Here is a 23,922-nt window from a genome sequence, read left to right as displayed (position 1 = left end):
GTTACGTGACGGCTGTCACAGGCAGTGATTATCATCACTAAATGAGATAGTTAAAAGATAGAAAGTATCGATAAAATAGATATGTCAGAACCAGAAGGAGTACCTGATGCGCTATTCACCGGAAGCCCTGATGGCTTTTGTCGAAGCGGCCGATACCGGATCGTTTTCAGCAGCGGCGCGTAAACTGCGCAAGAGTCAGTCAACTGTCAGTACGGCGATCGCCAATCTGGAAGTGGATTTAGGCGTAACACTGTTTGACCGCCAGAGTCGCCAGCCGGTGCTGACCCCAGCCGGACAACGCGTGCTCAGCCACGTTCAGGCGATTCTGGCCGCCAGCGAACGCCTCGATGAACTGGCGGTGCGTTTATCGACGCAGGTGGAAACCCGCCTGACGTTTGTGCTGTCTGACACTTACCAGCCGACTCACCACGAGGCGCTGCTGCGCCGGTTTGAACGCCGGTATCCGGATATCGAATTTGAATGTCAGATCGCCGAAGATCAGGATGTGATCGACCTGTTGCAGTCTGGCCGTGCCCATGTCGGCATGGTGGAAGTACAGGCGAGTTATCCGCCGGACATTGGTGTGGCGCGTTTACCGGAACAAACGGATATGTCGGTATTTTGCAGCCGTGAACATCCGCTGGCAAAAATCACCGATCTGCAACCGGAGCAGTTGCACACCTTCCGCCAGCTTTGCCTGCAGCCTTACAGCCGTCGTGAAATGCCGCGGGCGCGGGGTCAGATCTGGTCAGCGCCCAGTTATCTGATGTTGCTGGAAATGGCGGAACAGGGATTTGGCTGGGCGACACTGCCGCACTGGCTGGTGAAACAGTTCGGACATGACAAACTGGTCAGCCTGCCGATGCGCGGCTGGCCGAAGCAGATATCGGTGGATGCGGTCTGGAGTAAAAACAATCAGCCCGGTCCGGCGGGTTGGTGGTTCATCGACCAGCTGACTGTCCCGCCATCACCGGAAACTGATTTATTGCCCTGAGTTACGTTGCGCCAGCGATTTAGTCACTGAGTTGAGCAGTTCAGGAATATCCATTTTTGGCAAAATGACTTCTATCCAGGCCATCTGCCGCCGTGCGGTGGCCTTTGCTATCGCTTCTTTCAGCGCCTGCGGCGAATCCGCCCGCGCACTGAAGACTTCTTTACCGCCGAAGGCCGCCGGGAACTGTGTCCAGTTCCACTGCGCGATGTCGTTGTAGCGCTGGGTTTCGCCGTGTATCGCCCGTTCGACGGTATAACCGTCATTGTTAATCACAAAAATAATCGGCGGCAGGCCATAACGGATGGCGGCGCCTAATCCCTGCAGGGTGAGCTGTGCGGAGCCATCACCAATCAGCAGCACGACACGGCGGTCCGGTACGGCAATCTGTACACCAAATGCGGCGGGCAGCGTGAAACCGATTGAGCCCCATAACGGCTGGACGACGAACTGGCAATCCTGCGGCAAATTCAGCGCCGCCGCACCAAAACAGGCGGTGCCCTGCTCGGCGACCAGTACATCTCCCGGTTGCAGGAAATCCTGAATCTGTTGCCAGAAGGCATATTGTCCGAGGCTGTTATCGTGCGACAACGGCAATGCGTTGTGTTTAACAGGATAAGGCGTCCGGCCGGAAGCCAGTTCAGCGGTCAGGCGGTGCATCACGCTGACCGTTTTTTCGAGCGGCAGCTGATGGAAGATCTTATCGCCCACGCGGGCAAAAAAGGGCTGAAGGTCGATGCATTTTCCGGACGGAAGCTGCTGGGTAAAACCGGCGGTGATGGTGTCAGTAAATTTCACCCCGACCGTGATCACCACATCAGCCCCTTCAATCGCTTCTTTCGTTGACGGTGCGCTGGCGGCCCCCGAATAAGTGCCAGCAAAATGCGCCTGCTGCTCGTTGAATAAACCTTTACCCATCAGCAACGTTGAATGCGCCAGCGGCACTTCTTCCATCCACTGTTCCAGCGCCTTTTTAACCTTGAAGCGGTCTGCCAGAAAATCCGCCAGCAACGAAACACGGTTTGCACCCCGCAACTGCGTTTCAGCGGCGGCAGTAAAAGCTTCCAGAGAAGAAGCCGAGAAAGGCGGCTGACGCGCAGGTAACGCATGCGCACGGGTACTGACCGGCAAAGCGGCCACATCGCTGGGCAATAACAGGTAACCCGGCCGCGAGCTGTACATCACTTCTTCAATCACACGGTCGATTTCAGCCAGGGCATTTTCCGGTGTGAGGGACGCCTGCGCCACGCTGACCGGAGCTGACATCCGCATGAAATGACAGAATTCGCCATCTCCCAGCGTGTGATGCAGCAGCTCACCTTTACGCTGAGACGTCAGTGCTGGCGCACCCACGATATGCACGACAGGCACATATTCCGCATAACTACCGGCAATGCCATTCAGTGCGCTCAGTTCGCCGACACCAAACGTCGTCAGCAACGCCGCAATACCTTTGGTACGGGCGTAACCATCTGCGCCATAGGCGGCATTTAATTCATTGGTACAGCCGACCCAGGTGATTTGCTGATGATTAATCACACTGTCGAGGAATTTCAGATTGTAGTCGCCCGGCACGCCAAACAACTCGGAGATCCCGCTGAGTGATAAACGATCTAAGAGATAGTCACCTACTGTGTATTCATTAACCATGACGATCCTCTGTAAAAAATAAAGTAACCAGTTAATCCCACTAATATGAGTATTACTCCAAACCGGGGAACAGCACATTTATTATTCGAAATAAGGCATGGCAACGCAGAGTTACACCCCTGCACTGTGTGAATGCAGGGAAGCGGATTCAGCAGTAAAGGTAATAGGCAGGAAGAATAGTCACGGTAATCAACGATCCTGCGCACAAGGATTGTTCCGTATGTGATCTGATTAGCTGGAAATGCTTGTGAAAGCGCATACACTAAAATTGGTTTTTTATGACATTTATAACCTTCTGTTCACTTCTGAATTTATTATAAGGACTCACATGGTGTATCAAGCCAGTCCAACCCGTTACGAGAATATGGAATACCGTCGCTGTGGCCAGAGCGGTCTGAAACTGCCCGCCATTTCCCTGGGTTTGTGGCATAACTTTGGCGATAACGCCCATTTTGAGAATGGCCGGAAACTGATCCGCCATGCTTTCGACCATGGGATCACCCATTTCGATCTGGCCAATAACTACGGCCCGCCTCCGGGTTCGGCAGAACAGCATTTCGGCCGCATCCTGCAGGAAGATTTATTGCCTTATCGCGATGAGCTGATTATTTCCTCCAAAGCCGGTTACACCATGTGGGACGGCCCGTACGGAGACTGGGGCTCGAAAAAATATCTGGTCGCCAGCCTGAATCAGAGCCTGAAACGCATGGGGCTGGAGTACGTGGATATTTTCTATCATCACCGTCCTGACCCTGATACACCGCTGGAAGAAACCATGGCCGCGCTGGATTTGATCGTGCGTCAGGGCAAAGCCCTGTACGTCGGGCTGTCGAATTATCCGGCAGAACGCGCCAAAAAAGCGTTTGAAATCCTGAAAGATCTTGGCACGCCGTGCCTGATCCATCAGCCAAAATATTCCCTGTTCGAGCGCTGGGTTGAGGCTGATCTGCTGGATACGCTGGCGGATAACGGCGTCGGGTCTATCGCCTTCTCGCCACTGGCAGGCGGCGTGCTGACTGACCGTTATCTGGCGGGCATTCCTGAAGATTCCCGCGCAGCCAGCGGCAGTAAGTTCCTGACAGCAGATCAGCTGACGGAAGAGAAGCTGGCAAAAGTGCGTAAGCTGAATGATATTGCGCAGGCACGCGGTCAGAAGCTGTCGCAGATGGCGCTGGCGTGGGTTCTGCGCGGCGACCGCGTGACGTCCGTCCTGATTGGTGCCAGTAAAACCAGCCAGATCGACGATGCCGTGGGCATGGTCTCTCACCGTCATTTCAGCACAGAAGAACTGGCGGCGATCGAAGGGATTTTAGTGTAAGCGATTACCCTGCGGTATAAAAAACGCGCCTTTATGGAGGATTCGTAAGTAAACCGTTAAGGCGCGTAAATCATTCAAAACAGGATTGTAAGCAATAGTACCGGTGCCCTCTTCCCCTTATAACTGTCAGCATAAATTATAAGGAATCTGGGGCCACTCATGTTAAAGCCGGTACTTTTTGCCACATTGTTCTTTACCCTGCTCCCTGCGGCGGTACCCACCGTGCAGGCCAGCAGTTTCAGCCTGAATACGCCGGGCCTTTCTATCAATATCGGTGATCGCGACAGGCGGGGTTATTACTGGGACGGCTATGACTGGCGTAACCCAAGCTGGTGGAATGGTTACCGTGGTCACCACTATGGTGCACGCAGCCCGCGCGGCTATTACTGGGATGGTTATCGCTGGCGCGATCATGGCTGGTGGAACGAACGCCATCCGCCACGTCGTCCGATGCCGCCACCGCGTTATCATCACAGCGACCACGGACGTCCGCATTATGATCACGGCCGCGGGCCGGATCGGGGTCGCGGCCATGATGATCGCCGGGGCGGGCATGGCGATCACCGCCATTAATCAACGGAATAAAACAAAAACGGGACAGCGCAAACTGTCCCGTTTTTTATTATCTGTCGCTGGCGAAGGCGTTATTTCAACATACCTGTCAGCAGATAAAGGTTAAGGCTGACGACGATCAGCACGATGACCCGCCCCGCCCACTGCACGGTTTTAGTATTCACCATCTCGCCCATCAGGCTGCGGTTACCGGTAAAAGCCAGCAACGGCAGCAATGCCAGCGCAATCCCGAAGCTCAGCAATACCTGGCTCATCACCAAAATGCGTGTGGCATCTAATCCCATCAGGATCACAATAAAAGACGGCATCATGGTCACCGTACGGCGAACCCACAGCGGAATGTAGAATTTCACGAACCCCTGCATCACTACCTGTCCGGCCAGCGTGCCGACAACTGTAGAAGATAAACCGGCTGCCACCAGACTCAGACCGAAGGTGGTCGCGGCAGCGTGGCCGAGCAAAGGTTGCAGCGTCAGATAGGCTTCATCCAGCTCACTGATCCCGCTGTGTCCGCTGAAATGGAATGCCGCCGCAGCCGTCGCCATCATCGCCAGATTCACAAAACCGGCGATGGTCATGGCAATACCGACATCCAGCTTGGTGGCTGAATAACGCTGCGCTTTGGACGCCTTGCCGCCCCGCTGAGTCAGCGAAGAGTGCAGATAAATGACATGCGGCATAATGGTCGCGCCGAGCACACCGGCGGCCAGATACACCGAATCAGCGGTTGGCAGTGCGGGGATTAACATGCCTTTGCCCAGCGCCAGCATGCTTGGCTGCGAGAAGAACAATTCAACAATATAGGCCGCAGCAACAAACAACAGTAAACCGGCGATCACCAGTTCCAGCGGCTTTTGCCCGCGTTTTTGCAGCCCAAGGATAATAAAGGTGGCAATCCCGGTAAGTACTGCGCCCTGTAACAGGGAAACCCCGAGAAGCAATTTGAAGCCTATGGCGGCGCCAATAAATTCGGCCAGATCGGTGGCCATTGCAATAATCTCCGCCTGCACCCAGTAAGCCCAGACGGCCGGACGCGGGAAACGATCGCGGATATGTTCGGCCAGGTTTTTGCCGGTCGCGATACCGAGTTTGGCAGACAACAACTGGATCAACATCGCCATGACGTTGGCCCATACCACCACCCACAGCAACTGATAGCCATAAGAAGCACCGGCCTGAATATTCGTCGCAAAGTTGCCCGGATCGATATAACCAATGGCGGCGATAAAGGCCGGTCCCATCAGTGAAAGCTTCATCTTTCTGGACGCGCGGCCTGCAGATTCGGCCCGGCTGTTCAGCATAGTTAGTTAACCCTTACAATTATTACGCTTACATCAATGATATCTAATTGATAATGATTATCAAGTGCATTTGGGATGATCTGAGTGATTACTCTGATAGGCAGCAGCGGTAAGCGAGAAAGTAATAACTGAGGGGGTGATTCGCTCACCCGGCTTCAGAAAGCCAGACGCAGCGCACTTTCCTAAAACAGACATTAACGGGCCAGATTCAGAACGCATTACGGCACATGATAAAACTAGCACAGGAATGCTAATTGTGCTTAGTTTTATTAACATCTTGATTTTTTGTGTGATGGGCCGCGATTTGTTGCAATTCGTGTCTGTAATTTCTATATTTGCAATCGACTTCACGTTTTAAATGTACGCGTTACATAAAATGACCGTCGAAATATAGCCTGCCTCTAATTTGGAGCACCCATGTCCCGAATATTGCACTTTGTATTAGCGTTGGCCGTTGTCGCTGCACTCGCTTTACTGGTGAGCCGTGACCGGAAAAATATCCGTTTACGCTTCATCGTTCAGCTGTTGGTCATCGAAGTCTTGTTAGCCTACTTCTTCCTGAATTCTTCTGTTGGTTTAGGTTTTGTGAAAGGCTTCTCAGACTTGTTTGAGAAATTATTAGGATTCGCTGCGGAAGGGACCGGCTTCGTATTTGGAGGCATGAGCGATAAAGGATTAGCGTTCTTCTTCTTGAAAGTCTTGTGTCCGATCGTGTTTATTTCTGCGTTGATCGGTATTTTACAACACATTCGTGTACTGCCTTTCGTCATCCGTATTATCGGTACGGTTCTGTCGAAAATTAATGGCATGGGAAAACTGGAATCTTTCAACGCCATCAGCTCCCTGATTTTGGGTCAGTCAGAAAACTTTATCGCATATAAAGATATTCTGAGCAAAATGTCTGAAAAACGTATGTACACCATGGCTGCCACAGCAATGTCGACGGTTTCTATGTCGATTGTGGGTGCGTACATGACCATGCTGGAACCGCGCTTTGTTGTTGCTGCGCTGGTGCTCAACATGTTCAGTACCTTCATCGTACTGTCGTTGATCAACCCTTATAAGGTTGATTCAGAAGAAGACCTGCAAATCGGTAATACGCACCAGGGTCAGAGCTTCTTTGAAATGCTGGGTGAATACATCCTGGCAGGCTTCAAAGTTGCTATCATCGTTGCAGCCATGTTGATTGGTTTCATCGCACTGATTTCCTGCCTGAATGCGTTGTTCGACGTGGTATTCGGTATCACCTTCCAGGGCGTGCTGGGTTATGTCTTCTATCCATTCGCGTGGATGATGGGCGTGCCAAGTCACGAAGCCTTGCAGGTAGGCAGCATCATGGCAACCAAACTGGTTTCCAATGAATTCGTTGCGATGTTGGATCTGCAGAAAGTAGCAACCGAACTTTCACCACGCGGCGTGGGCATCCTGTCCGTGTTCCTGGTGTCATTCGCTAACTTCTCTTCCATCGGTATCGTTGCCGGCGCTATCAAAGGCCTGAACGAACATCAGGGCAACGTGGTTTCACGCTTCGGCCTGAAACTGCTGTACGGCTCAACGCTGGTCAGCGTGTTGTCTGCTTCTATCGCGGGTCTGGTACTGGCGTAAGTAAGCAAATACAGAACGACATGAAAGGCGCTCCGGCGCCTTTTTTTATGTCTGCGATTCAGCGCAGTAAAACAGGCAAGAGAAATGACAAACCGACAAAAGCAAAAAACCCGCCGAAGCGGGTTTCTTTAATATTTGGTGGAGATAAGCGGGATCGAACCGCTGACCTCTTGCATGCCATGCAAGCGCTCTCCCAGCTGAGCTATACCCCCACACGAGGTCGTACACATTTACTTTTTTGTTTCCCTGGGAAGGAAACAGCCAACTTGCTCTGGAAAGGAAGTTGGTGGAGATAAGCGGGATCGAACCGCTGACCTCTTGCATGCCATGCAAGCGCTCTCCCAGCTGAGCTATACCCCCAATTCATGCCCGTAAAAACGGGTGAACGGGGCGCATAATATGAAACGTCGCTACCCCTGTCAACGGCTAAATCCGTTTCTCAATTCAAGCGCTGAAAAAGCCGCCAAATCCCCCATTCCACAGGGAAAAATCCTCTGCCATCAGGGAAATTTTCAGACAGACGCTTTGTTTTACAATTTGTCCGCCAGCCCGCATTTTTCCTAGCTTTCTGATCTGCTTACGCATTTCCTTAACATCTATGTCCGAATGATTAATGAAATGTTAGCAGACTATGATAATCGCCTTGTTTTGAGATAAATCTCAGAATAGACTTCTCGCGCAATAATCATAACTTACACCATTCGAGCACTCCCATGTCCTTGTATTCACCTAAAGAAATCGCATCCATCGCCGTCACAGCGGGCGTTAATAAAAGCCGCGCCACCGTGTTGAATTTGTTAATTTTGGGCTTTCTGGCTGGCGCATTCATCGCCACCGGTTTCCTTCTGGATCTGCATGTAATAGGGACATTACCTGCATCCTGGGGTTCATTCAGTAACTTGCTTGGCGCTGCCGTCTTCCCGGTAGGCATCATTCTGACCGTGTTAGCAGGGGGAGAACTGCTGACCGGTAATATGATGACCTTACCTATCGCCTGGTTCGCGCGTCAGATAAGCCTTTACGCGGTGCTGCGTAACTGGTTCTGGGTCACTGTCGCTAACCTGCTGGGCAGCCTGGCAGTGGCCTATTTCTTCGGCCACGTTCTGGGGCTGACGGAAGGTGCTTTCCTTAGCAAAACGGTGGCCACCGCCACCGCGAAGGTCAACGCAGACTTCATGCATGCGTTCATTTCCGGTATCGGCTGTAACTGGCTGGTGTGTCTGGCAATCTGGCTGGCCTTCGCCAGCAAAGAAGTTGGCGGCAAAGTGATCGGCATGTGGTTCCCGGTTATGGCGTTCGTGGCCATCGGCTTCCAGCACGTGGTAGCAAATATGTTCATCGTGCCTGCGGCAATCTTTGCCGGTGCGCTGAGCTGGTCAGAATACCTGCCTAACTTCGTGGCCGTGTTCCTCGGTAACGCCGTAGGTGGTGCGGGCTTCGTTGGCCTGATGTATTTCCTGGCCTACCGCCCGACCGTTGAAACACCGGCAACTGAACAACGTTAATTAAGACGTTTTTCACACCCGGGTTTTAAGAAAAGAAAAAAGCCAGCCGGTTTCCCGCGCTGGCTTTTTTATCGCTATTTAACCGCCATTACTGTGCTTGTGTTTCGCGCTCAGCAATAAAGGCTAACGCCATATCGATACGCGCCAGCACACGGCTCTGGCCGATAGCGTGAACGGTGACATCAACACCCGGTGACTGGCCTGCGCCCGTTACCGCAACGCGCAGTGGCATACCAACTTTACCCATCCCTACTTCCAGCTCATCCGCCGTGCCCTGAATCGCATGGTGAATGTTTTCAGCGGTCCAGTCAGTGATAGCGGCCAGTTTGGCGCGAACCACTTCCAGCGGCTGACGTGCAACCGGGCGTAAGTGTTTCTTCGCCGCATCGGCATCAAACTCTGCAAAATCTTCGTAGAAGTAACGGCAGGACTCCGCCATCTCTTTCAGCGTCTTGCAACGTTCGCCCAACAGGGTCACGATTTCAAACAGCTGCGGACCGTTACGGGTTTCGATACCCGCCTGCTCAACATGCCACAGCAGATGGGTCGCCACGTAATGCGGATCCATCGTGTTAATGTAGTGGTGGTTCAGCCATTGCAGTTTTTCAGTGTTAAACGCACTGGCAGATTTGCTGACGTTTTCCAGTGAGAACAGCGCTTTCATTTCGTCGCGGCTGAAAATTTCCTGGTCGCCATGAGACCAGCCCAGACGCACCAGATAGTTCAGCAGCGCTTCCGGCAGATAACCGTCATCACGGTATTGCATCACGCCGACCGCACCGTGGCGTTTGGACAGTTTTTTACCGTCGTCACCCAGAATCATAGAAACGTGCGCGTAAACCGGTACCGGCGCGCCCAGCGCTTTCAGGATGTTTATCTGACGCGGCGTATTGTTGATATGGTCTTCGCCACGGATAACGTGGGTGATTTCCATATCCCAGTCATCGACAACGACACAGAAATTATAGGTCGGTGAACCGTCGGTACGGCGGATGATCAGATCGTCCAGCTCGTCATTACTGAATTCGATCGGTCCGCGGATCTGATCGTCAAAGATGACAGAACCTTCCTGCGGGTTACGAAAACGCACCACACACGGCTCATCAGCAGCGTGATGTTCGTGGCTGTCGCGGCAGCGGCCGTCATAACGAGGCTTCTCGTTATTTGCCATTTGTTCTTCACGCAGCGCTTCCAGACGTTCTTTAGAGCAATAGCATTTATAAGCCGTGCCGTTTTCCAGCATCTCATCAATCACCGCGTTATAACGGTCAAAACGCTTGGTCTGGAAATACGGGCCTTCATCCCAGTCCAGATTCAGCCAGTTCATGCCATCCATAATCGCGTCGATAGCTGCCTGAGTGGAACGTTCGAGATCGGTGTCTTCGATACGCAGCACAAACTCACCGCCAAGGTTGCGGGCAAAGAGCCAGGAATAGAGCGCGGTACGGGCTCCACCGACGTGCAGATAGCCGGTCGGGCTTGGGGCAAAACGGGTTTTGATTTTCATCTGGGTGCAACCTTAATCACGCAACGCCAAAAAACGTCGCTATCAATTAACAAAAAGTGGCTGACATTCTACCACTCTGCCCTGATTCCTCAACGCACAACCAGGGGCAGTCACGTGGTTTAAGGCCATGAATGCGTAAAGAATCGACTACGCGGGCGAGAAACACGTCAGGTTGACTAAAAATAAGCCGAATGAACATTTTTGTTTTTAAAAAGCGTTGACGTAATTTCAAGTATCCCTATAATGCGACTCCATCACGACGGGGGCGATTAGCTCAGTTGGTAGAGCATCTCCTTTACACGGAGGGGGTCGGCGGTTCGAGCCCGTCATCGCCCACCACTCTTTAAGAGTGCCGCGTTGTGATAAGTAAGAAGAATTGAGAAATGGGCGATTAGCTCAGTTGGTAGAGCATCTCCTTTACACGGAGGGGGTCGGCGGTTCGAGCCCGTCATCGCCCACCATTTCTCAGCACGTTTCTTCTTACATGGGGAAGTACCCAGAAGTGGGCGATTAGCTCAGTTGGTAGAGCATCTCCTTTACACGGAGGGGGTCGGCGGTTCGAGCCCGTCATCGCCCACCACTTCTGCGGGCCGTTAGCTCAGTTGGTAGAGCAGTTGACTTTTAATCAATTGGTCGCTGGTTCGAATCCAGCACGGCCCACCAATTCAGAGAAAAGCGCCTATAGGCGCTTTTTTCGTTTCTGTACTCCGGTAATTTTTTCCCTTCTCCTACTCCAGTTTAAACATCGGCACGACCTTATTGTGTAGCGCCGGATTATCGCTTTCATCTTTCAGATTGACGCCCGACAACTGGCGATGGAAAGATTGTTCGAGCAGCCAGGCGAGTTTAAAAGCCGCCTGCGGATAATTCAGCCCTTCCGGCCGCACATTGGAAATACAATTTCGTTCCGATTCCAGTCTTTTGGTATGGGGCCCCCAGGTCATGTAAATGCCTAAACTGTCGGGAGATGACAATCCCGGACGTTCTCCGATCAAAATCGCTACCGCCTTCGCTTTCATCACCTGCGCAATATCATCGCCCAGTGCCACCCGCGACTGATGCGCCAGCACCACAGGCCCGATTTTCAGCTCCAGCGTGCGCAGATAGGGCAATAACGCCGCAATCAGCGGTACGGCCTGCCGGTGCACGGCTTTCGATGACAAACCGTCAGCGATGACCAGCACAACGTCGGCAGGCTCCGGCGCCAGACGCTGCAAGGCCTGACGGCTGCTTTCTGACAGCTTGCGGCCAAGATCAGGACGACACAGATAGGTCGCCCTGTCCGGTGCAGCGCTGGCAACGGTCAGCGTTTCCACCCCCAGCGCGTAAAGTTCGGGTTCGAGCTTCTGGCTGTCAAAGGGCTGATGCACGGCATCACGCGCCTGCGCATGGGCTAAACCAAATCGCAGCAGCTCATCGGTGGGCAGACTCGAACCGGTACGTCCCAGCGCGATACGTGCGGCCGTAAACTGACGCAGAGTTTCCCACGGGTTGCTATGCACCAGCGGCGATAATCCCTGCTCTTTTTCTTTATTCATCAGCACAGACCTCAGCTCAGTTGCGGCAACTGACGCAGTAACGGATGGGACGCCCGGGTATCCTGCAAGACGCCCTGCGGATCGATAATTTTCATTTTCTCCAGCCATACAGCAAATTCCGGCGCATGTTTCAGCCCGAGTAATTCACGGATGTATAACGCGTCATGGAAAGAAGTGCTCTGATAATTGAGCATGATGTCATCCGCGCCCGGTACGCCAATCAGGAACGTCAGCCCGGCAGTGCCGAGCAGCGTCAGCAAAGTGTCCATATCATCCTGATCGGCTTCTGCATGATTGGTGTAACAGACATCGCAGCCCAGCGGCACGCCCAGCAGTTTGCCGCAGAAATGGTCTTCCAGACCCGCACGGATAATTTGTTTACCGTCATACAAATACTCCGGGCCGATAAACCCCACCACGGTGTTAATCAGCAGCGGTGAAAAATGGCGGGCGATGGCGTACGCACGCGCCTCACAGGTTTGCTGATCGACCCCAAAATGCGCATTGGCAGATAAACAACTGCCCTGCCCGGTTTCGAAATACATCACGTTGTCGCCGAGCGTGCCACGCTTAAGACTGAGCGCCGCCTGTTGCGCTTCCGCCAGCAGCGCCAGATTGATACCAAACCCGCTGTTCGCCGCTTCAGTTCCCGCTATCGACTGAAACACCAGATCAACCGGTGCGCCGCGCTCCACCAGTTTGATGGTGTTAGTGACATGCGTCAGAACACAGGACTGCGTGGGAATTTCAAAGCGCGTAATGATGTCATCAAGCATGTAATTGAGGTTTTCCAGCAGCGGTAAGCTGTCGCTGGCAGGATTAATGCCAATCACCGCGTCGCCGGAGCCATATAACAAACCGTCGAGCATACTGGCAGCAATGCCCTGTAAATTATCGGTCGGATGGTTCGGCTGCAGGCGCACGCTCATGTGCCCCGGCAGCCCGATAGTATTGCGGAATTGAGTAATCACCCGGCATTTTTTAGCCACCAGGATCAGATCCTGATTGCGCATCAGTTTGCTGACGGCAGCCGCCATTTCGGGCGTGATCCCGCGGGCGACGGCTGCCAGCACAACGCTGTCGGTTTTTTCACTCAACAACCAGTCGCGGAAATCCCCGACGGTGAGATGCGAAATCGCGGCAAACGCCGCGACATCATGAGTATCGACAATCAACCGCGTGACCTCATCGTCCTCATACGGCACCAGCAATTGTTGCAGGAAGGTTTTGAGCGGCACATCAGCCAGTGCCATTTTTGCCGCCATGCGCTCTTCAGCGCTGGCGGCAGCCACTTCAGCCAGATAGTCGCCCGACCGTGCGGGCGACGCCTTTGCCATCAGTTCGCGTAAATCCTTAAACTGATAACTTCGGTGACTTAATGTCGTCTGAAACATAACACTCCTTAGCGCGCCGGATTATTTGCTGCTTTTAGCGGGAACCGGGCGCAGGCCACGTAATTGCGGATCTTCCGCAGCATCAGTCCGCGACTGATGGGTGATACGGAACCAGGCATACGCCAGCAACATCATGGCGGCGAAGATCAAAAACAGTAAGGTGTTGTAGTAAATCATAGCGATCAGACAGACGACTGCCAGCACCAGCGCCAGAGCAGGTGCAAAAGGATAGAGCGGCGCACGGAACGGACGGATTAAATTCGGTTCGCTGCGGCGGAGTTTAAACAATGCAGCCATCGAAATGATGTACATCACAATGGCGCCAAAGACCGACATTGTCACGATATTGGCCGTCAGTGGCTGGCCGCCAATCACGATCAGTGAATCCGAGAAAATAGCCGCGATGCCAACAACGCCCCCCGCGATAATACCAAGATGCGGTGTCTGGAAACGGGCGTTGACGCTGGCCAGTCGTTTAGGCAAATAACCTGCCCGGGCCAGCGCGAAGATCTGACGGGAATACCCCATGATAATGCCGTGGAAAGAGGCAATCAGGCCAAAAAGCCCCAGCCAGACCAGCATGTGCAGCCAGCCACTGTTGCTGCCGACAATCAGTTTCATGGCCTGCGGTAACGGGTCGTTGATGTTCGACAGCTTGGTCCAGTCGCCCACACCACCGGCAAACAACATCACGCCGAGCGCCAGAACGGTCAGAGTCAGAATGCCGCCGATAAAAGCTTTCGGAATGGTACGCTGCGGATCTTTCGCCTCTTCAGCGGCCATTGAGGCACCTTCTATCGCCAGGAAAAACCAGATAGCAAAAGGAATGGCCGCAAAAATACCGGAAAAGGCTGCGGGACTGAAAGTGTCGCTGCCCGCCCATCCACCGTGAACAAAGTTCGACATTTCAAAGCCCGGTGCCACCACGCCCATAAAGACCAGCAATTCAAAAATTGCCAGCAACGTGACCAGCAGTTCAAAGGTGGCGGCAATACTGACGCCGAGAATATTGAGCGCCATAAATACCAGATACGCGCCAACAGCCACCCATTTCGGCTCAATCGACGGGAACTGCACATTGAGATACGCCCCGATCGCCATCGCGATAGCGGGCGGCGCAAAAACAAATTCCACCAGCGTTGCGAAACCCGCGACAAATCCGCCCGTTGGCCCGAACGCACGGTAAGCGTAAGCAAAAGGACCGCCCGCGTGCGGAATCGACGTAGTGAGTTCGGTAAAGCTGAAAATAAAGGCGCAATACATAGCCGCTATCACCAGAGCAGTGATAAGAAAGCCCAGTGTGCCTGCCTGCGCCCAGCCGTAACTCCAGCCAAAATATTCGCCGGAGATAACCAGCCCGACGGCAATGCCCCAAAGTTTAAAACTCCCCAGTGTACGTTTTAAAACAGGTGTGACTTTCGTGGTTTGCATAAATGATCCCCTGCCCGGTGATAATTCAATTTTTGTTGGAAAAGAACTGCGACAGCCTTGCTCTTATTTGTGTTGCAAAGGATGGATGTTGCAAAGGCTGTACCACTTAAGAAACCCTCAGCAGGCGCGGCCTGTAGCCGTATTCAGGGGAGGCTTGCTACATTTTAGCGCGCCGCCGTAAGCCGCATATCCGAAATGGTGCGTTGGATAAGCGTCACAAAAGGGCGCTACACTTTGGCTTCTCAGAACGCTGACGTCGGATAAAAGGAGAACATCACGTGGCAACAATGGAACAGCAAATCATCACCTGGCTCAGAGAGGAACCGCTTCACTTGCAGGCACTGACGCAGGCACGCACGCAAAATCTTAACGATGCCTGGCTGGCGGCGGGCTTTGTCCGCAATCTGGTCTGGGACCGGCTACACGGATATGCGCAGGCCACTGCGCTCAATGATATCGACGTGGTGTATTTCAATCCGCTGGATTGCTCGCCGGAAGCTGACGAGCGCTATGAACATCGCCTGAAAGCGCAATCGCCCGACCTTCCCTGGTCTGTGAAAAATCAGGCCCGCATGCATGAGCGCCACGGCCATGCGCCCTATTCCTCCAGCGCCGAGGCGATGAGCTACTGGGTGGAAATGGAAACCGCTATCGGCGCAAGAATGAATGCTGACGGGCAAATTGAGCTGAATGCGCCGCTGGGACTGGATGCTTTGTTTGCTTTCAGTATTACGCCAAACCCGCGGCATGCGATCCCCGCAGTTTTTGCCGAGCGGATCAGCAGCAAAAGCTGGCTGACCCGGTGGCCGAAGCTCAGAGTGAAAGCGTTAACCGAATGAAAGCCATAAATACCGTAAGGAATATGCAAAGCCTGTAAAGCCTCGCTGATTTTTGCCGATATAGCTTAAGCACTTTTACGTGCAAAATTTTATTCTTACTCAATGAGGCTTTTTATGACGACTATCAGCGCGACCAGCAGTTCGGTAAGCTCTGCGTCCACCAGCGACTCAGGCAGTGCCAGCCAGATTGCAAAGCTGACTAAGCAGATTACCAAACTGACTGAGCAGCTCAAAAACGTGGGCAATTCAGGCGGCGATACTGACGAAGTTAAGCAACAGCAAGAACTCCTGCAGCAGCAAATCGAAATGCTGCAACAGCAGATCGCGCAGATTCAACAACAACAGGCTCAGAAAGCGCTTCAGCAACAGCAGCAACAACAAGCTGACGCTGAAATGAAGAAAGACGAAGGCGTGAATAAGCCTTCAGAAACCAACGCTGTCGATATCTACGTATAATCCCGGTCAAAGCCTGAAACAGCCGGCAAGGTATCAGTGGTTGTACATTCCCTGCTGGCTGCGTTTTTCCCGTAATAAATTCGCCTGCTCTTTCACCACCTGCCAGATGGCCTGTGCAGCGGGTGATAACGACCGGTTTTTACGTCTGACCAGCATCAGCACCCGGTTGATTTCCGGCACCAGGCTTCTGACCACCAGACGGCTCCCTTCCGGCATGGGCAACGCCAGCGCCGGGATAACACTGATACCAATTCCGGCTTCCACCATCGGGAATAACGTGGCTGGATGGCCGATTTCCTGAGCAATCTCCGCTTTCACTTTCTGCGCTTTCAGTGCGCCGTCGATCAGGATCCGGCTTCCTGATGCGTAATCCTGCAGCACCAGTTTTTGGCCGTTCAGTGCCTGCCATTCAACCTCCGGCAGCGCCGCCAGCGGATGATCCTCACGGCACATCAGCAAAAACGGCTCATGCAGAATCGGCTCGCAGTCCAGATCGGTGTTTTCACCCGGATCAATCACAATGCCGAAATCCACTTCCGCATTTCTGACGCTGTTAAGCACCAGTTGCTGCGCCTGATCGCGCAACAAAATACGAATGTCCGGATACTGCCGCTCGCCGCTGGAGATACATTGCGGCATCAGTTGCGCCGAAATCGTCTGGCTAGAGGCAATACGCACCCGACCATTATGCTGCGTGCCGAAGCTGCGGGTGTCGAGCAGCATGGCGTGGAGTTCGTCGAGCAACGGCTCGACACGATTCGCCAGACGCAGACCGGCATCAGTGAGCACGACTTCGCGCGTTGTACGGTCCAGCAACCGTACGCCCATTTCGGCTTCCAGCTCTTTCATACTGTGGCTGACAGCCGACTGGCTTAAACCAATGGACTCACCAGCCCGGCTGAAGCTGCCGTAGCGTGAAACGGTCACAAATACGCGAAGTTGCCTGAGCGAATAATTCATGAATTTTCTGCATTAATGGATTAAATAAATCAATTTTTTAATTGTATCGCAAAGACTCAGAATAGCCGCATTCAGAAACAACAAATCCGAGACTTGTTATGCGCTTCTTACCCGATCGCTTTACCCTGACACTCATCGCTACGGTTTTGCTGGCGACGTTCTTCCCGGCCAGCGGCATATTTGTGGCTTTCTTCAATAATCTGACCATTTTCGCCATCGGCCTGCTGTTTTTCATGCATGGCGCAAAACTCTCGCGCGAAGCTATTTTTCAGGGCAGCAATAACTGGCGTCTGCATTTGTGGGTGATGTTCAGTACCTTCATTTTATTCCCGATCCTCGGGCTGCTTTTCCAGTGGTGGCATCCGGTAGACGTCAGTCCGCAAATTTACAGCGGCTTTGTCTATCTGTGTATTTTGCCTGCGACGGTGCAGTCGGCGATTGCATTTACCTCACTGGCAGACGGGAACGTAGCGGCAGCGGTGTGCAGCGCCTCCGCATCAAGCCTGCTGGGGATTTTTGTTTCGCCGTTGCTGGTCAGCCTGCTGATGCATGTACAGGGGGAAACGGGGAATGGTTTAGAACAGGTCTGGCATATTGTGCTGCAACTGCTGGTGCCGTTTGTCGCCGGGCATTTACTCCGTCCGCTGATTGGCGGCTTTGTCGAACGTCACCGTAAAATGATCGGCAAAACCGACCAGACATCGATTTTGCTGGTGGTGTATTCCGCTTTCAGCGAAGCCGTGACGCAGGGGATCTGGCATCAGGTCGGCATCGGTTCACTGCTGTTTATCGTGGTGTTCAGTCTGGTACTGCTGGCCTTTATCCTGGTGATCAATACCTATATGGCGCGCTGGATGGGCTTTAGCAAACCCGATGAAATTACCATCGTGTTCTGCGGCTCGAAGAAAAGCCTGGCGAACGGTATTCCGATGGCGAACATTCTGTTCCCGGTCAGCGCGATTGGCATGATGGTGCTGCCGCTGATGATTTTCCATCAGGTACAGTTGATGACCTGCGCGGTGCTGGCAAAACGTTATCAGAAAAAACAACAGGAAGCGGCGCTGAAACACGCGCCTGTTACTGAATAAGCTGGCTAAATAGCAGGCAGAAAAAAGGCGCTGAATTCAGCGCCTTTGTTTTATGAGTTGACCCGTTCTCAACAGCGTTTACTCGTCAGTGCCGTCCAGTCCCGGACCATTGCGGCGCAGCGGATTGATCAGGCTTTGCAGCCCTTCGCTTTTAATCGTCAGCGTCAGCTGCATCAGTTCACCCAGTTTTCCTTGCGGAAATTCGTCCTTACGGGCGAACCACAGCAAATATTCTTCCGGCAAGTCGATCAGCACCCGTCCGGCATATTTACCGAACGGCATCACCGTATTGGCTATCTGGATCAGATCTTCTTTTTCCATGATTTATTCACCCAGCAGACGGATCATTTCCGCCTCGTCGATCACCTCAATGCCCAGTTCCTGCGCTTTCGCCAGCTTGGAACCCGCCGCTTCACCGGCAATCACCAGATCGGTTTTCTTCGACACGCTGCCGGAGACTTTCGCGCCCAGCGCAGTCAGACGATCTTTGGCGTCATCGCGGGAAAGAATCGACAGCGAACCGGTCAGCACCACAGTTTTGCCGGCAAACGGACTGTCGATTTCTTCCGGTACAATGACCTGCACTTCCGGCCAGTGAATATTGATTTCAGGGCTTAACAACTCGTCGATGACCTGCTGGTTATGTTCTTCCGACAGGAAATTCACCACGTGTTTCGCCACTACATCGCCAACATCCTGAACGCCTTTCAGCGATTCAATATCTGCCGCTTTAAGCGCCTCAACCGAGCCGTAATGCGCGGCAAGGTTAGCCGCCGTGGCTTCGCCCACTTCACGAATGCCCAGCGCATACAGGAATCTCGCCAGCGTGGTTTCTTTGGCTTTTTCCAGCGCACTGACCACGTTCTGCGCCGATTTCGGCCCCATGCGGTCCAGACCGGTAAGTTTGCCCGCCGTCAGACGGAACAGATCTGCCGGCGTTTTGACATATTCTTTCTCGACCAGTTGATCGATGATTTTGTCGCCCATGCCGTCAACGTCCAGCGCCCGGCGGGAGACGAAATGCTTCAGCGCCTCTTTGCGCTGTGCACCACAAATCAGACCCGCCGTACAACGCGCTACCGCTTCGCCTTCGACACGTTCGACATCAGAATGACAGACCGGGCACTGCGTCGGGAAAACCACTTCACGGGCATCTTCAGGCCGCTCATCCAGCACCACGCCCACCACCTGCGGGATAACATCTCCGGCACGACGGACAATCACGGTATCGCCGATACGCAAGCCAAGACGCTCGATTTCATCTGCGTTATGCAGCGTGGCATTGCTGACCATCACGCCCGCAACCAGAACCGGCTCCAGACGTGCGACCGGCGTGATCGCACCAGTACGCCCGACCTGGAACTCGACGTCTTTCACCAGCGTGATTTGTTCCTGCGCCGGGAATTTGAAGGCTGTTGCCCAGCGCGGCGCACGTGCCACAAAGCCCAGCGTTTCCTGAATATCCAGCGAGTCAATTTTCACTACCACGCCGTCAATATCAAAGCCCAGTGACGGACGGTCGGCTTCAACCTGACGGTAAAATGCCAGCACTTCTTCGCTGCCGGTACACAGGCGGACGCGATCACTGACCGGTAAACCCCAGGCTTTAAACTGTTGCAGGCGGGCGAAGTGGCTGCGCGGCAGTTCACCCCCTTCCAGCAGGCCAACGCCGTAGCAGAAGAAGGTCAGCGGACGTTTGGCGGTGATACGCGGATCGAGCTGACGTAACGAACCGGCGGCGGCATTACGCGGGTTAGCGAACACTTTCCCGCCGGTGCGGCGCGCTTCGTCATTCATCGCCTCAAAGCCCGGCTGTGGCATAAAGACTTCACCACGCACTTCAAGGCGCGCAGGAATGTTGTCGCCATGCAGACGCAGGGGAATGGCGCGGATGGTCCGTACGTTGGCGGTGATGTTCTCGCCGGTGGTGCCATCGCCACGCGTGGCCGCCTGCACCAGTTCGCCATTCTCATACAGCAGGCTTACCGCCAGACCATCAAGTTTCAGCTCGCAGCAGAACGTCAGTGGTTCAGCGGTTTTCAGGCGATCCTGCACGCGTTTATAAAATGCCAGATAGCTTTCTTCATCAAATACGTTGTCCAGCGATAACATCGGTACCCGATGCCTGACCTGTTCAAATGCAGAAAGCGGTGCCGCCCCCACGCGCTGCGTCGGGGAATCCGCGGTGACCAGCTCAGGATGCGCGGTTTCCAGCTCGCGCAATTCGCGCATTAAGCGGTCATACTCGGCATCTGGCACTTCCGGTGCATCCAGAACGTGATACTGATATTCGTGATGGCGCAACTGAGTGCGTAATTGACTGATTTGTTCTTCGATAGTGGCCATGACTCACCGTGGAGATAAAAAACCCCCGGCAAGCGGGGGTCAGGGAAGTGGGTGTTTCACGAACGCCGGACTCAGGCGATCGCCTCGAGGACCTCGCGGATCCGCGCTTTGTACGTTTCGAGCTTCTGCGGCGTAATCATACGACGCTCATCGTCAAGCACCATCGCACCGACATCATCGGCAATACGCTGGGCGGACTGCAGCAACAGTTTGAAGTTCTGATGCGCATCACCGTAGCAAGGTACCATCATAAACAACGTAACGCCTGGGGTGGAGAAGTCAGACATATTGTCAGGGTCGAAGGAACCCGGTTTGACCATATTTGCCAGACTGAACAACACCGGACCACTGCCCGCAGGGCTGACGTGACGATGGAAAATATTCATGGCACCAAACTGGAAACCGGCCTGAAGCACGCTGTTGAGCAACACTTCACCACCGATGACACCGCCCTGATGCGCAGCAACGTGCAATACCAGAACCGTCTCTTTCAGTTTCGCTTTCTCAGCCGGTGCTTCTTCTGCTGGAGCAAAAGGTGCAGCCTGAGGTTCTGCTTTCGCAGCAGGCGCGGCATCAGCATGAATTTCCTGCGGCGGAACCGGTGCGTGCGGTTTAGCTTCAGGCGTGTATTCCTGATGCGCAAAATCTGCGGCAGGTTCGCGACGCGGTGCAGTGACGGGTTCAGCAGCTGAATAACCACTCAGCAAGGGATCAGCATGTTGCTGCGGCTGAGCCGGTTGCTGAGGACGAGCAACAGATGCTGGCGCTGGCTGCGCAGGGGAAACCTGCGGCTGACGTGGCGGTGCAGTCTGTTCGGGCTCGTCATACTGACCTAAAGTCGGTTCATCCTGAGGATAAGCAGGACGCACGCGCACTTCCCCCACTCCATCGACAAAATCTTCGGACGGAGATTGTTCCCGTTCTTTTTTCACACGTTTAGCTGGACGATCGCGGAAAAGCGAAGAGCGTTCTTTACGGCTGGTCCACAAACCGTGTAACAACAACGCTATTATGGCGATCGCGCCAACAACGATTAATATCAGACGCAAATCCTGCATCATTGCTATCTCTGTTGTTCTAATACATTGCCACCACGGCAAACATTCACATGATTAACTCTATTTGCCCACGTAGATAAGTGCAAGTCTCGACTCTACTTTCTGCTAATAAATAGGGCAGTTGCACCTTTTTTTGCTGTTTTTTCAGCCAATCCACCGCTAGCCAGTGGAAAATCATACCGATATGATAGCCCATGTCATTCAACTCAGAGAGAAAATTTCGTTTATGACCTCCTCGCACAGCACCAGACAACAAAATGGTGTGCATTATTTCAAACAAGGCTGGACGCTCATTTCCTTGCCGGGGATACGACGTTTTGTGATTTTACCCCTCGCCGTCAACGTGCTGTTGATGGGCGGCGCATTCTGGTGGCTGTTCACCAAACTGGGTGAATGGATCCCGGCGATGATGAGCAAGGTGCCGTCGTGGCTCAGTTGGCTGGATTATCTGATCTGGCCGGTCGCAGTGCTTTCTGTCGTGCTGGTGTTCAGCTATCTCTTCAGCACCCTCGCCAACTGGATAGCCGCCCCCTTCAGCGGGTTGCTCGCCGAACAACTCGAAGCGCGCCTGACAGGTAAAACGCTGCCTGATACCGGCATCTGGGACATCATGAAAGATTTACCGCGTATCATGAAACGTGAATGGCAGAAACTGGCGTATTACCTGCCGCGCGCCCTGCTGCTGTTCGCGCTGTACTTTATTCCGGTGATCGGCCAGACCGTGGCCCCGGTGCTGTGGTTCTTCTTCAGCGCGTGGATGGTCGTCATTCAATATTGCGATTATCCGTTCGATAACCACAAAGTCAGCTTTGCCGATATGCGCCGTTCACTCGGCAGCAACAAAATCGACAACATGCAGTTTGGTTCGCTGGTCAGCCTGTTTACGATGATCCCGTTGCTGAATCTGGTGATCCTGCCGGTTGCCGTGTGCGGCGCGACGGCCATGTGGTGTGATCGTTATCGCAATATTTACGTTAAAAGCGATGTTTATAACAATAGTATCGACGTGAATTCCAGCCGCAAATAACGCTTTTTATTCACAGCCGCCTGCGGGCGGCTGCCTGCTATGCTTGACTTTTCTCCCTCAAACTTATTTCTTAATAACGTATCGATATAGCAAATACCAAAACCTTACTTCACTGGGAAAGCGGTTCGCGTATGCTTTCCTGATTCCCACTAATTTCATAGTGTTGAAAGCTTCACACCGTGAATATTTCATACAGTTAAAGGACGGGTTATGAGCAAGATCTATGAAGACAATTCATTAACAATTGGCCACACGCCACTGGTTCGCCTGAACCGTATCGGTAATGGTCGAATTCTGGCTAAGGTCGAGTCACGTAACCCGAGCTTCAGCGTAAAATGCCGTATCGGTGCCAACATGATCTGGGATGCTGAAAAGAAAGGCATTCTGACCAAAGATATCGAACTGGTTGAACCTACCAGCGGTAACACGGGTATCGCACTGGCCTATGTGGCTGCTGCGCGCGGTTACAAGCTGACACTGACTATGCCGGAAACCATGAGCGTTGAACGCCGTAAGCTACTCAAAGCGCTCGGCGCCAATCTGGTGTTAACCGAAGGCGCCAAAGGCATGAAAGGTGCGATTGCCAAAGCCGAAGAAATTCAGGCCAGTGATCCGCAGCGCTATCTTATTCTTCAGCAGTTCAGCAACCCGGCCAACCCGGCTATCCACGAGCAAACCACCGGCCCGGAAATCTGGGAAGATACCGATGGCGCAGTGGATGTGCTGATTGCAGGCGTGGGTACCGGCGGGACTATCACCGGAACGGGCCGTTATCTGAAAAGTAAAAAAAGCAGCGTGAAACTGGTGGCCGTTGAGCCAACAGACTCCCCGGTTATCACCCAGACGCTCAACGGTGAAGAAGTGAAGCCGGGCCCGCATAAAATCCAGGGTATCGGCGCAGGCTTTATTCCGGGTAACCTGGATCTGGCATTGCTGGATCGTGTCACGTTAATCACCAACGACGAATCCATTCAGATGGCACGCCGTCTGATGGAAGAAGAAGGCATTCTGGCCGGGATTTCTTCCGGTGCTGCGGTTGAAGCTGCGGTGAAATTATCCAAAGAACCCGAGTTTGCGGATAAAACCATCGTGGTTATCCTGCCTTCTTCCGGTGAACGCTATCTGAGTACCGCATTGTTTGCAGATTTATTCACTGAGAAAGAATTGCAACAATAATGCCACATCCTTAAAAGCGGCTAAAAAAGCACCTCGAGGGGTGCTTTTTTGTGGCCTGCGTCAAACTTTACACCACTTCGTCATTGATTTTACCCGCCAGGTTTAGTATTTAACCGGACAATTATTTCGATGCTCGAAATTAATCGCTTCCACGAGTCT

21 protein-coding genes and 6 tRNA genes are annotated in these 23,922 nt (G+C 53.2%); 14 read left to right on the top strand and 13 right to left on the bottom strand.

Features of this window, described 5'->3' with window-relative positions:
* Positions 1 to 106 precede the first annotated feature (106 nt).
* A complete protein-coding gene (locus tag AACU55_RS12615; protein WP_037036332.1) occupies positions 107 to 994 on the top strand; it encodes a LysR family transcriptional regulator in 888 nt (295 codons plus the stop codon).
* Here the strand turns inward: AACU55_RS12615 and AACU55_RS12610 are convergent.
* The gene (locus AACU55_RS12610; RefSeq protein ID WP_121019569.1) at positions 983 to 2,641 is read right to left on the bottom strand and encodes an alpha-keto acid decarboxylase family protein; all 1,659 of its coding nucleotides are present in this window, start codon (positions 2,639 to 2,641) and stop codon (positions 983 to 985) included. The genes AACU55_RS12615 and AACU55_RS12610 overlap by 12 nt on opposite strands.
* Positions 2,642 to 2,969: 328 nt before the next feature.
* Here AACU55_RS12610 and mgrA point away from each other — a divergent pair, with 328 nt between their 5' ends.
* Together mgrA and AACU55_RS12600 are read left to right on the top strand one after the other, a co-directional pair.
* Positions 2,970 to 3,959, top strand: a complete 990-nt coding sequence (mgrA, locus tag AACU55_RS12605; protein WP_037036334.1) for an L-glyceraldehyde 3-phosphate reductase — start codon at positions 2,970 to 2,972, stop codon at positions 3,957 to 3,959.
* A gap of 159 nt (positions 3,960 to 4,118) precedes the next feature.
* Positions 4,119 to 4,532, top strand: a complete 414-nt coding sequence (locus tag AACU55_RS12600; RefSeq protein ID WP_134705543.1) for a DUF2502 domain-containing protein — start codon at positions 4,119 to 4,121, stop codon at positions 4,530 to 4,532.
* A gap of 71 nt (positions 4,533 to 4,603) precedes the next feature.
* On the opposite strand, the gene AACU55_RS12595 is transcribed toward AACU55_RS12600, so the two are convergent.
* Positions 4,604 to 5,833, bottom strand: coding sequence for an Nramp family divalent metal transporter (locus tag AACU55_RS12595; protein WP_013574450.1), 1,230 nt, complete (start codon positions 5,831 to 5,833; stop codon positions 4,604 to 4,606).
* 417 nt (positions 5,834 to 6,250) lie between these two features.
* On the opposite strand from AACU55_RS12595, the gene AACU55_RS12590 reads away from it, so the two are divergent.
* Positions 6,251 to 7,438, top strand: a complete 1,188-nt coding sequence (locus AACU55_RS12590) for a NupC/NupG family nucleoside CNT transporter (protein ID WP_013574449.1) — start codon at positions 6,251 to 6,253, stop codon at positions 7,436 to 7,438.
* A 136-nt stretch (positions 7,439 to 7,574) separates the two neighbouring features.
* Here the strand turns inward: AACU55_RS12590 and AACU55_RS12585 are convergent.
* The 3 genes from AACU55_RS12585 to AACU55_RS12575 all read right to left on the bottom strand — a co-directional run bounded on the left by AACU55_RS12585 (position 7,575) and on the right by AACU55_RS12575 (position 8,023).
* Positions 7,575 to 7,650, bottom strand: a tRNA-Ala gene (locus tag AACU55_RS12585).
* A gap of 72 nt (positions 7,651 to 7,722) precedes the next feature.
* A tRNA-Ala gene (locus tag AACU55_RS12580) sits at positions 7,723 to 7,798 on the bottom strand.
* Between the two features lie 84 nt (positions 7,799 to 7,882).
* Positions 7,883 to 8,023 (bottom strand): hypothetical protein, encoded by a 141-nt coding sequence (locus AACU55_RS12575; RefSeq protein ID WP_153374863.1) that lies wholly within the window; start codon positions 8,021 to 8,023, stop codon positions 7,883 to 7,885.
* A gap of 128 nt (positions 8,024 to 8,151) precedes the next feature.
* Here AACU55_RS12575 and AACU55_RS12570 point away from each other — a divergent pair, with 128 nt between their 5' ends.
* Positions 8,152 to 8,943 carry a formate/nitrite transporter family protein gene (locus AACU55_RS12570; RefSeq protein ID WP_013574448.1) on the top strand — a complete coding sequence of 264 codons (792 nt, stop codon included), beginning with the start codon at positions 8,152 to 8,154 and terminating at the stop codon, positions 8,941 to 8,943.
* Positions 8,944 to 9,031: 88 nt separating this feature from the next.
* Here AACU55_RS12570 and gltX read toward each other — a convergent pair whose 3' ends face one another.
* Positions 9,032 to 10,450: a glutamate--tRNA ligase gene (gene gltX / locus AACU55_RS12565; protein WP_013574447.1), complete on the bottom strand. Its 1,419-nt coding sequence runs from the start codon at positions 10,448 to 10,450 to the stop codon at positions 9,032 to 9,034.
* A gap of 263 nt (positions 10,451 to 10,713) precedes the next feature.
* Here gltX and AACU55_RS12560 point away from each other — a divergent pair.
* The 4 genes from AACU55_RS12560 to AACU55_RS12545 all read left to right on the top strand — a co-directional run bounded on the left by AACU55_RS12560 (position 10,714) and on the right by AACU55_RS12545 (position 11,113).
* Positions 10,714 to 10,789 (top strand) — tRNA-Val (locus tag AACU55_RS12560).
* Positions 10,790 to 10,835: 46 nt separating this feature from the next.
* Positions 10,836 to 10,911, top strand: a tRNA-Val gene (locus tag AACU55_RS12555).
* Positions 10,912 to 10,954: 43 nt separating this feature from the next.
* Positions 10,955 to 11,030 (top strand) — tRNA-Val (locus tag AACU55_RS12550).
* 7 nt (positions 11,031 to 11,037) lie between these two features.
* Positions 11,038 to 11,113 (top strand) — tRNA-Lys (locus AACU55_RS12545).
* Positions 11,114 to 11,178: 65 nt separating this feature from the next.
* Here the strand turns inward: AACU55_RS12545 and eutC are convergent.
* The 3 genes from eutC to eat are packed head-to-tail and all read right to left on the bottom strand — an operon-like array spanning position 11,179 to position 14,813.
* Positions 11,179 to 11,988 (bottom strand): ethanolamine ammonia-lyase subunit EutC, encoded by an 810-nt coding sequence (gene eutC, locus AACU55_RS12540; protein WP_134705542.1) that lies wholly within the window; start codon positions 11,986 to 11,988, stop codon positions 11,179 to 11,181.
* A gap of 11 nt (positions 11,989 to 11,999) precedes the next feature.
* On the bottom strand, positions 12,000 to 13,382 hold the full coding sequence (locus AACU55_RS12535; RefSeq protein ID WP_037036339.1) for an ethanolamine ammonia-lyase subunit EutB: 1,383 nt from the start codon (positions 13,380 to 13,382) through the stop codon (positions 12,000 to 12,002).
* A 21-nt stretch (positions 13,383 to 13,403) separates the two neighbouring features.
* Entirely contained in the window at positions 13,404 to 14,813 is a 1,410-nt protein-coding gene (eat, locus tag AACU55_RS12530; RefSeq protein WP_015689496.1) for an ethanolamine permease, read from the bottom strand.
* A 287-nt stretch (positions 14,814 to 15,100) separates the two neighbouring features.
* Here eat and AACU55_RS12525 point away from each other — a divergent pair, with 287 nt between their 5' ends.
* Entirely contained in the window at positions 15,101 to 15,652 is a 552-nt protein-coding gene (locus AACU55_RS12525; RefSeq protein ID WP_037036341.1) for a nucleotidyltransferase family protein, read from the top strand.
* Between the two features lie 114 nt (positions 15,653 to 15,766).
* Positions 15,767 to 16,108 (top strand): FlxA-like family protein, encoded by a 342-nt coding sequence (locus AACU55_RS12520; protein WP_013574442.1) that lies wholly within the window; start codon positions 15,767 to 15,769, stop codon positions 16,106 to 16,108.
* A gap of 33 nt (positions 16,109 to 16,141) precedes the next feature.
* On the opposite strand, the gene AACU55_RS12515 is transcribed toward AACU55_RS12520, so the two are convergent.
* A complete protein-coding gene (locus tag AACU55_RS12515; protein WP_013574441.1) occupies positions 16,142 to 17,068 on the bottom strand; it encodes a LysR family transcriptional regulator in 927 nt (308 codons plus the stop codon).
* A gap of 98 nt (positions 17,069 to 17,166) precedes the next feature.
* On the opposite strand from AACU55_RS12515, the gene AACU55_RS12510 reads away from it, so the two are divergent.
* Entirely contained in the window at positions 17,167 to 18,156 is a 990-nt protein-coding gene (locus AACU55_RS12510) for a bile acid:sodium symporter family protein (RefSeq protein ID WP_134705541.1), read from the top strand.
* Positions 18,157 to 18,234: 78 nt separating this feature from the next.
* Here the strand turns inward: AACU55_RS12510 and AACU55_RS12505 are convergent, their stop codons facing one another.
* The 3 genes from AACU55_RS12505 to zipA form a co-directional block, all read right to left on the bottom strand.
* Positions 18,235 to 18,477: a DUF3820 family protein gene (locus AACU55_RS12505; protein ID WP_133822869.1), complete on the bottom strand. Its 243-nt coding sequence runs from the start codon at positions 18,475 to 18,477 to the stop codon at positions 18,235 to 18,237.
* A 3-nt stretch (positions 18,478 to 18,480) separates the two neighbouring features.
* Positions 18,481 to 20,502 carry an NAD-dependent DNA ligase LigA gene (gene ligA / locus AACU55_RS12500; protein WP_134705540.1) on the bottom strand — a complete coding sequence of 674 codons (2,022 nt, stop codon included), beginning with the start codon at positions 20,500 to 20,502 and terminating at the stop codon, positions 18,481 to 18,483.
* Positions 20,503 to 20,573: 71 nt separating this feature from the next.
* A complete protein-coding gene (gene zipA / locus AACU55_RS12495) occupies positions 20,574 to 21,563 on the bottom strand; it encodes a cell division protein ZipA (protein ID WP_134705539.1) in 990 nt (329 codons plus the stop codon).
* A 223-nt stretch (positions 21,564 to 21,786) separates the two neighbouring features.
* Between zipA and cysZ the strand changes: the two genes are divergently transcribed.
* Positions 21,787 to 22,587 carry a sulfate transporter CysZ gene (cysZ, locus tag AACU55_RS12490; RefSeq protein ID WP_013574435.1) on the top strand — a complete coding sequence of 267 codons (801 nt, stop codon included), beginning with the start codon at positions 21,787 to 21,789 and terminating at the stop codon, positions 22,585 to 22,587.
* A 210-nt stretch (positions 22,588 to 22,797) separates the two neighbouring features.
* Complete coding sequence (gene cysK / locus AACU55_RS12485; RefSeq protein ID WP_013574434.1) at positions 22,798 to 23,763, top strand: cysteine synthase A; 966 nt, start codon at positions 22,798 to 22,800, stop codon at positions 23,761 to 23,763.
* The last annotated feature ends 159 nt before the right edge of the window (positions 23,764 to 23,922 follow it).

It is taken from the genome of Rahnella sp. CJA17(1/100), from assembly GCF_963881615.1.
Classification (GTDB): Bacteria; Pseudomonadota; Gammaproteobacteria; order Enterobacterales; family Enterobacteriaceae; genus Rahnella; species Rahnella aceris.
This window is presented reverse-complemented; position numbering and strand designations above follow the sequence as displayed.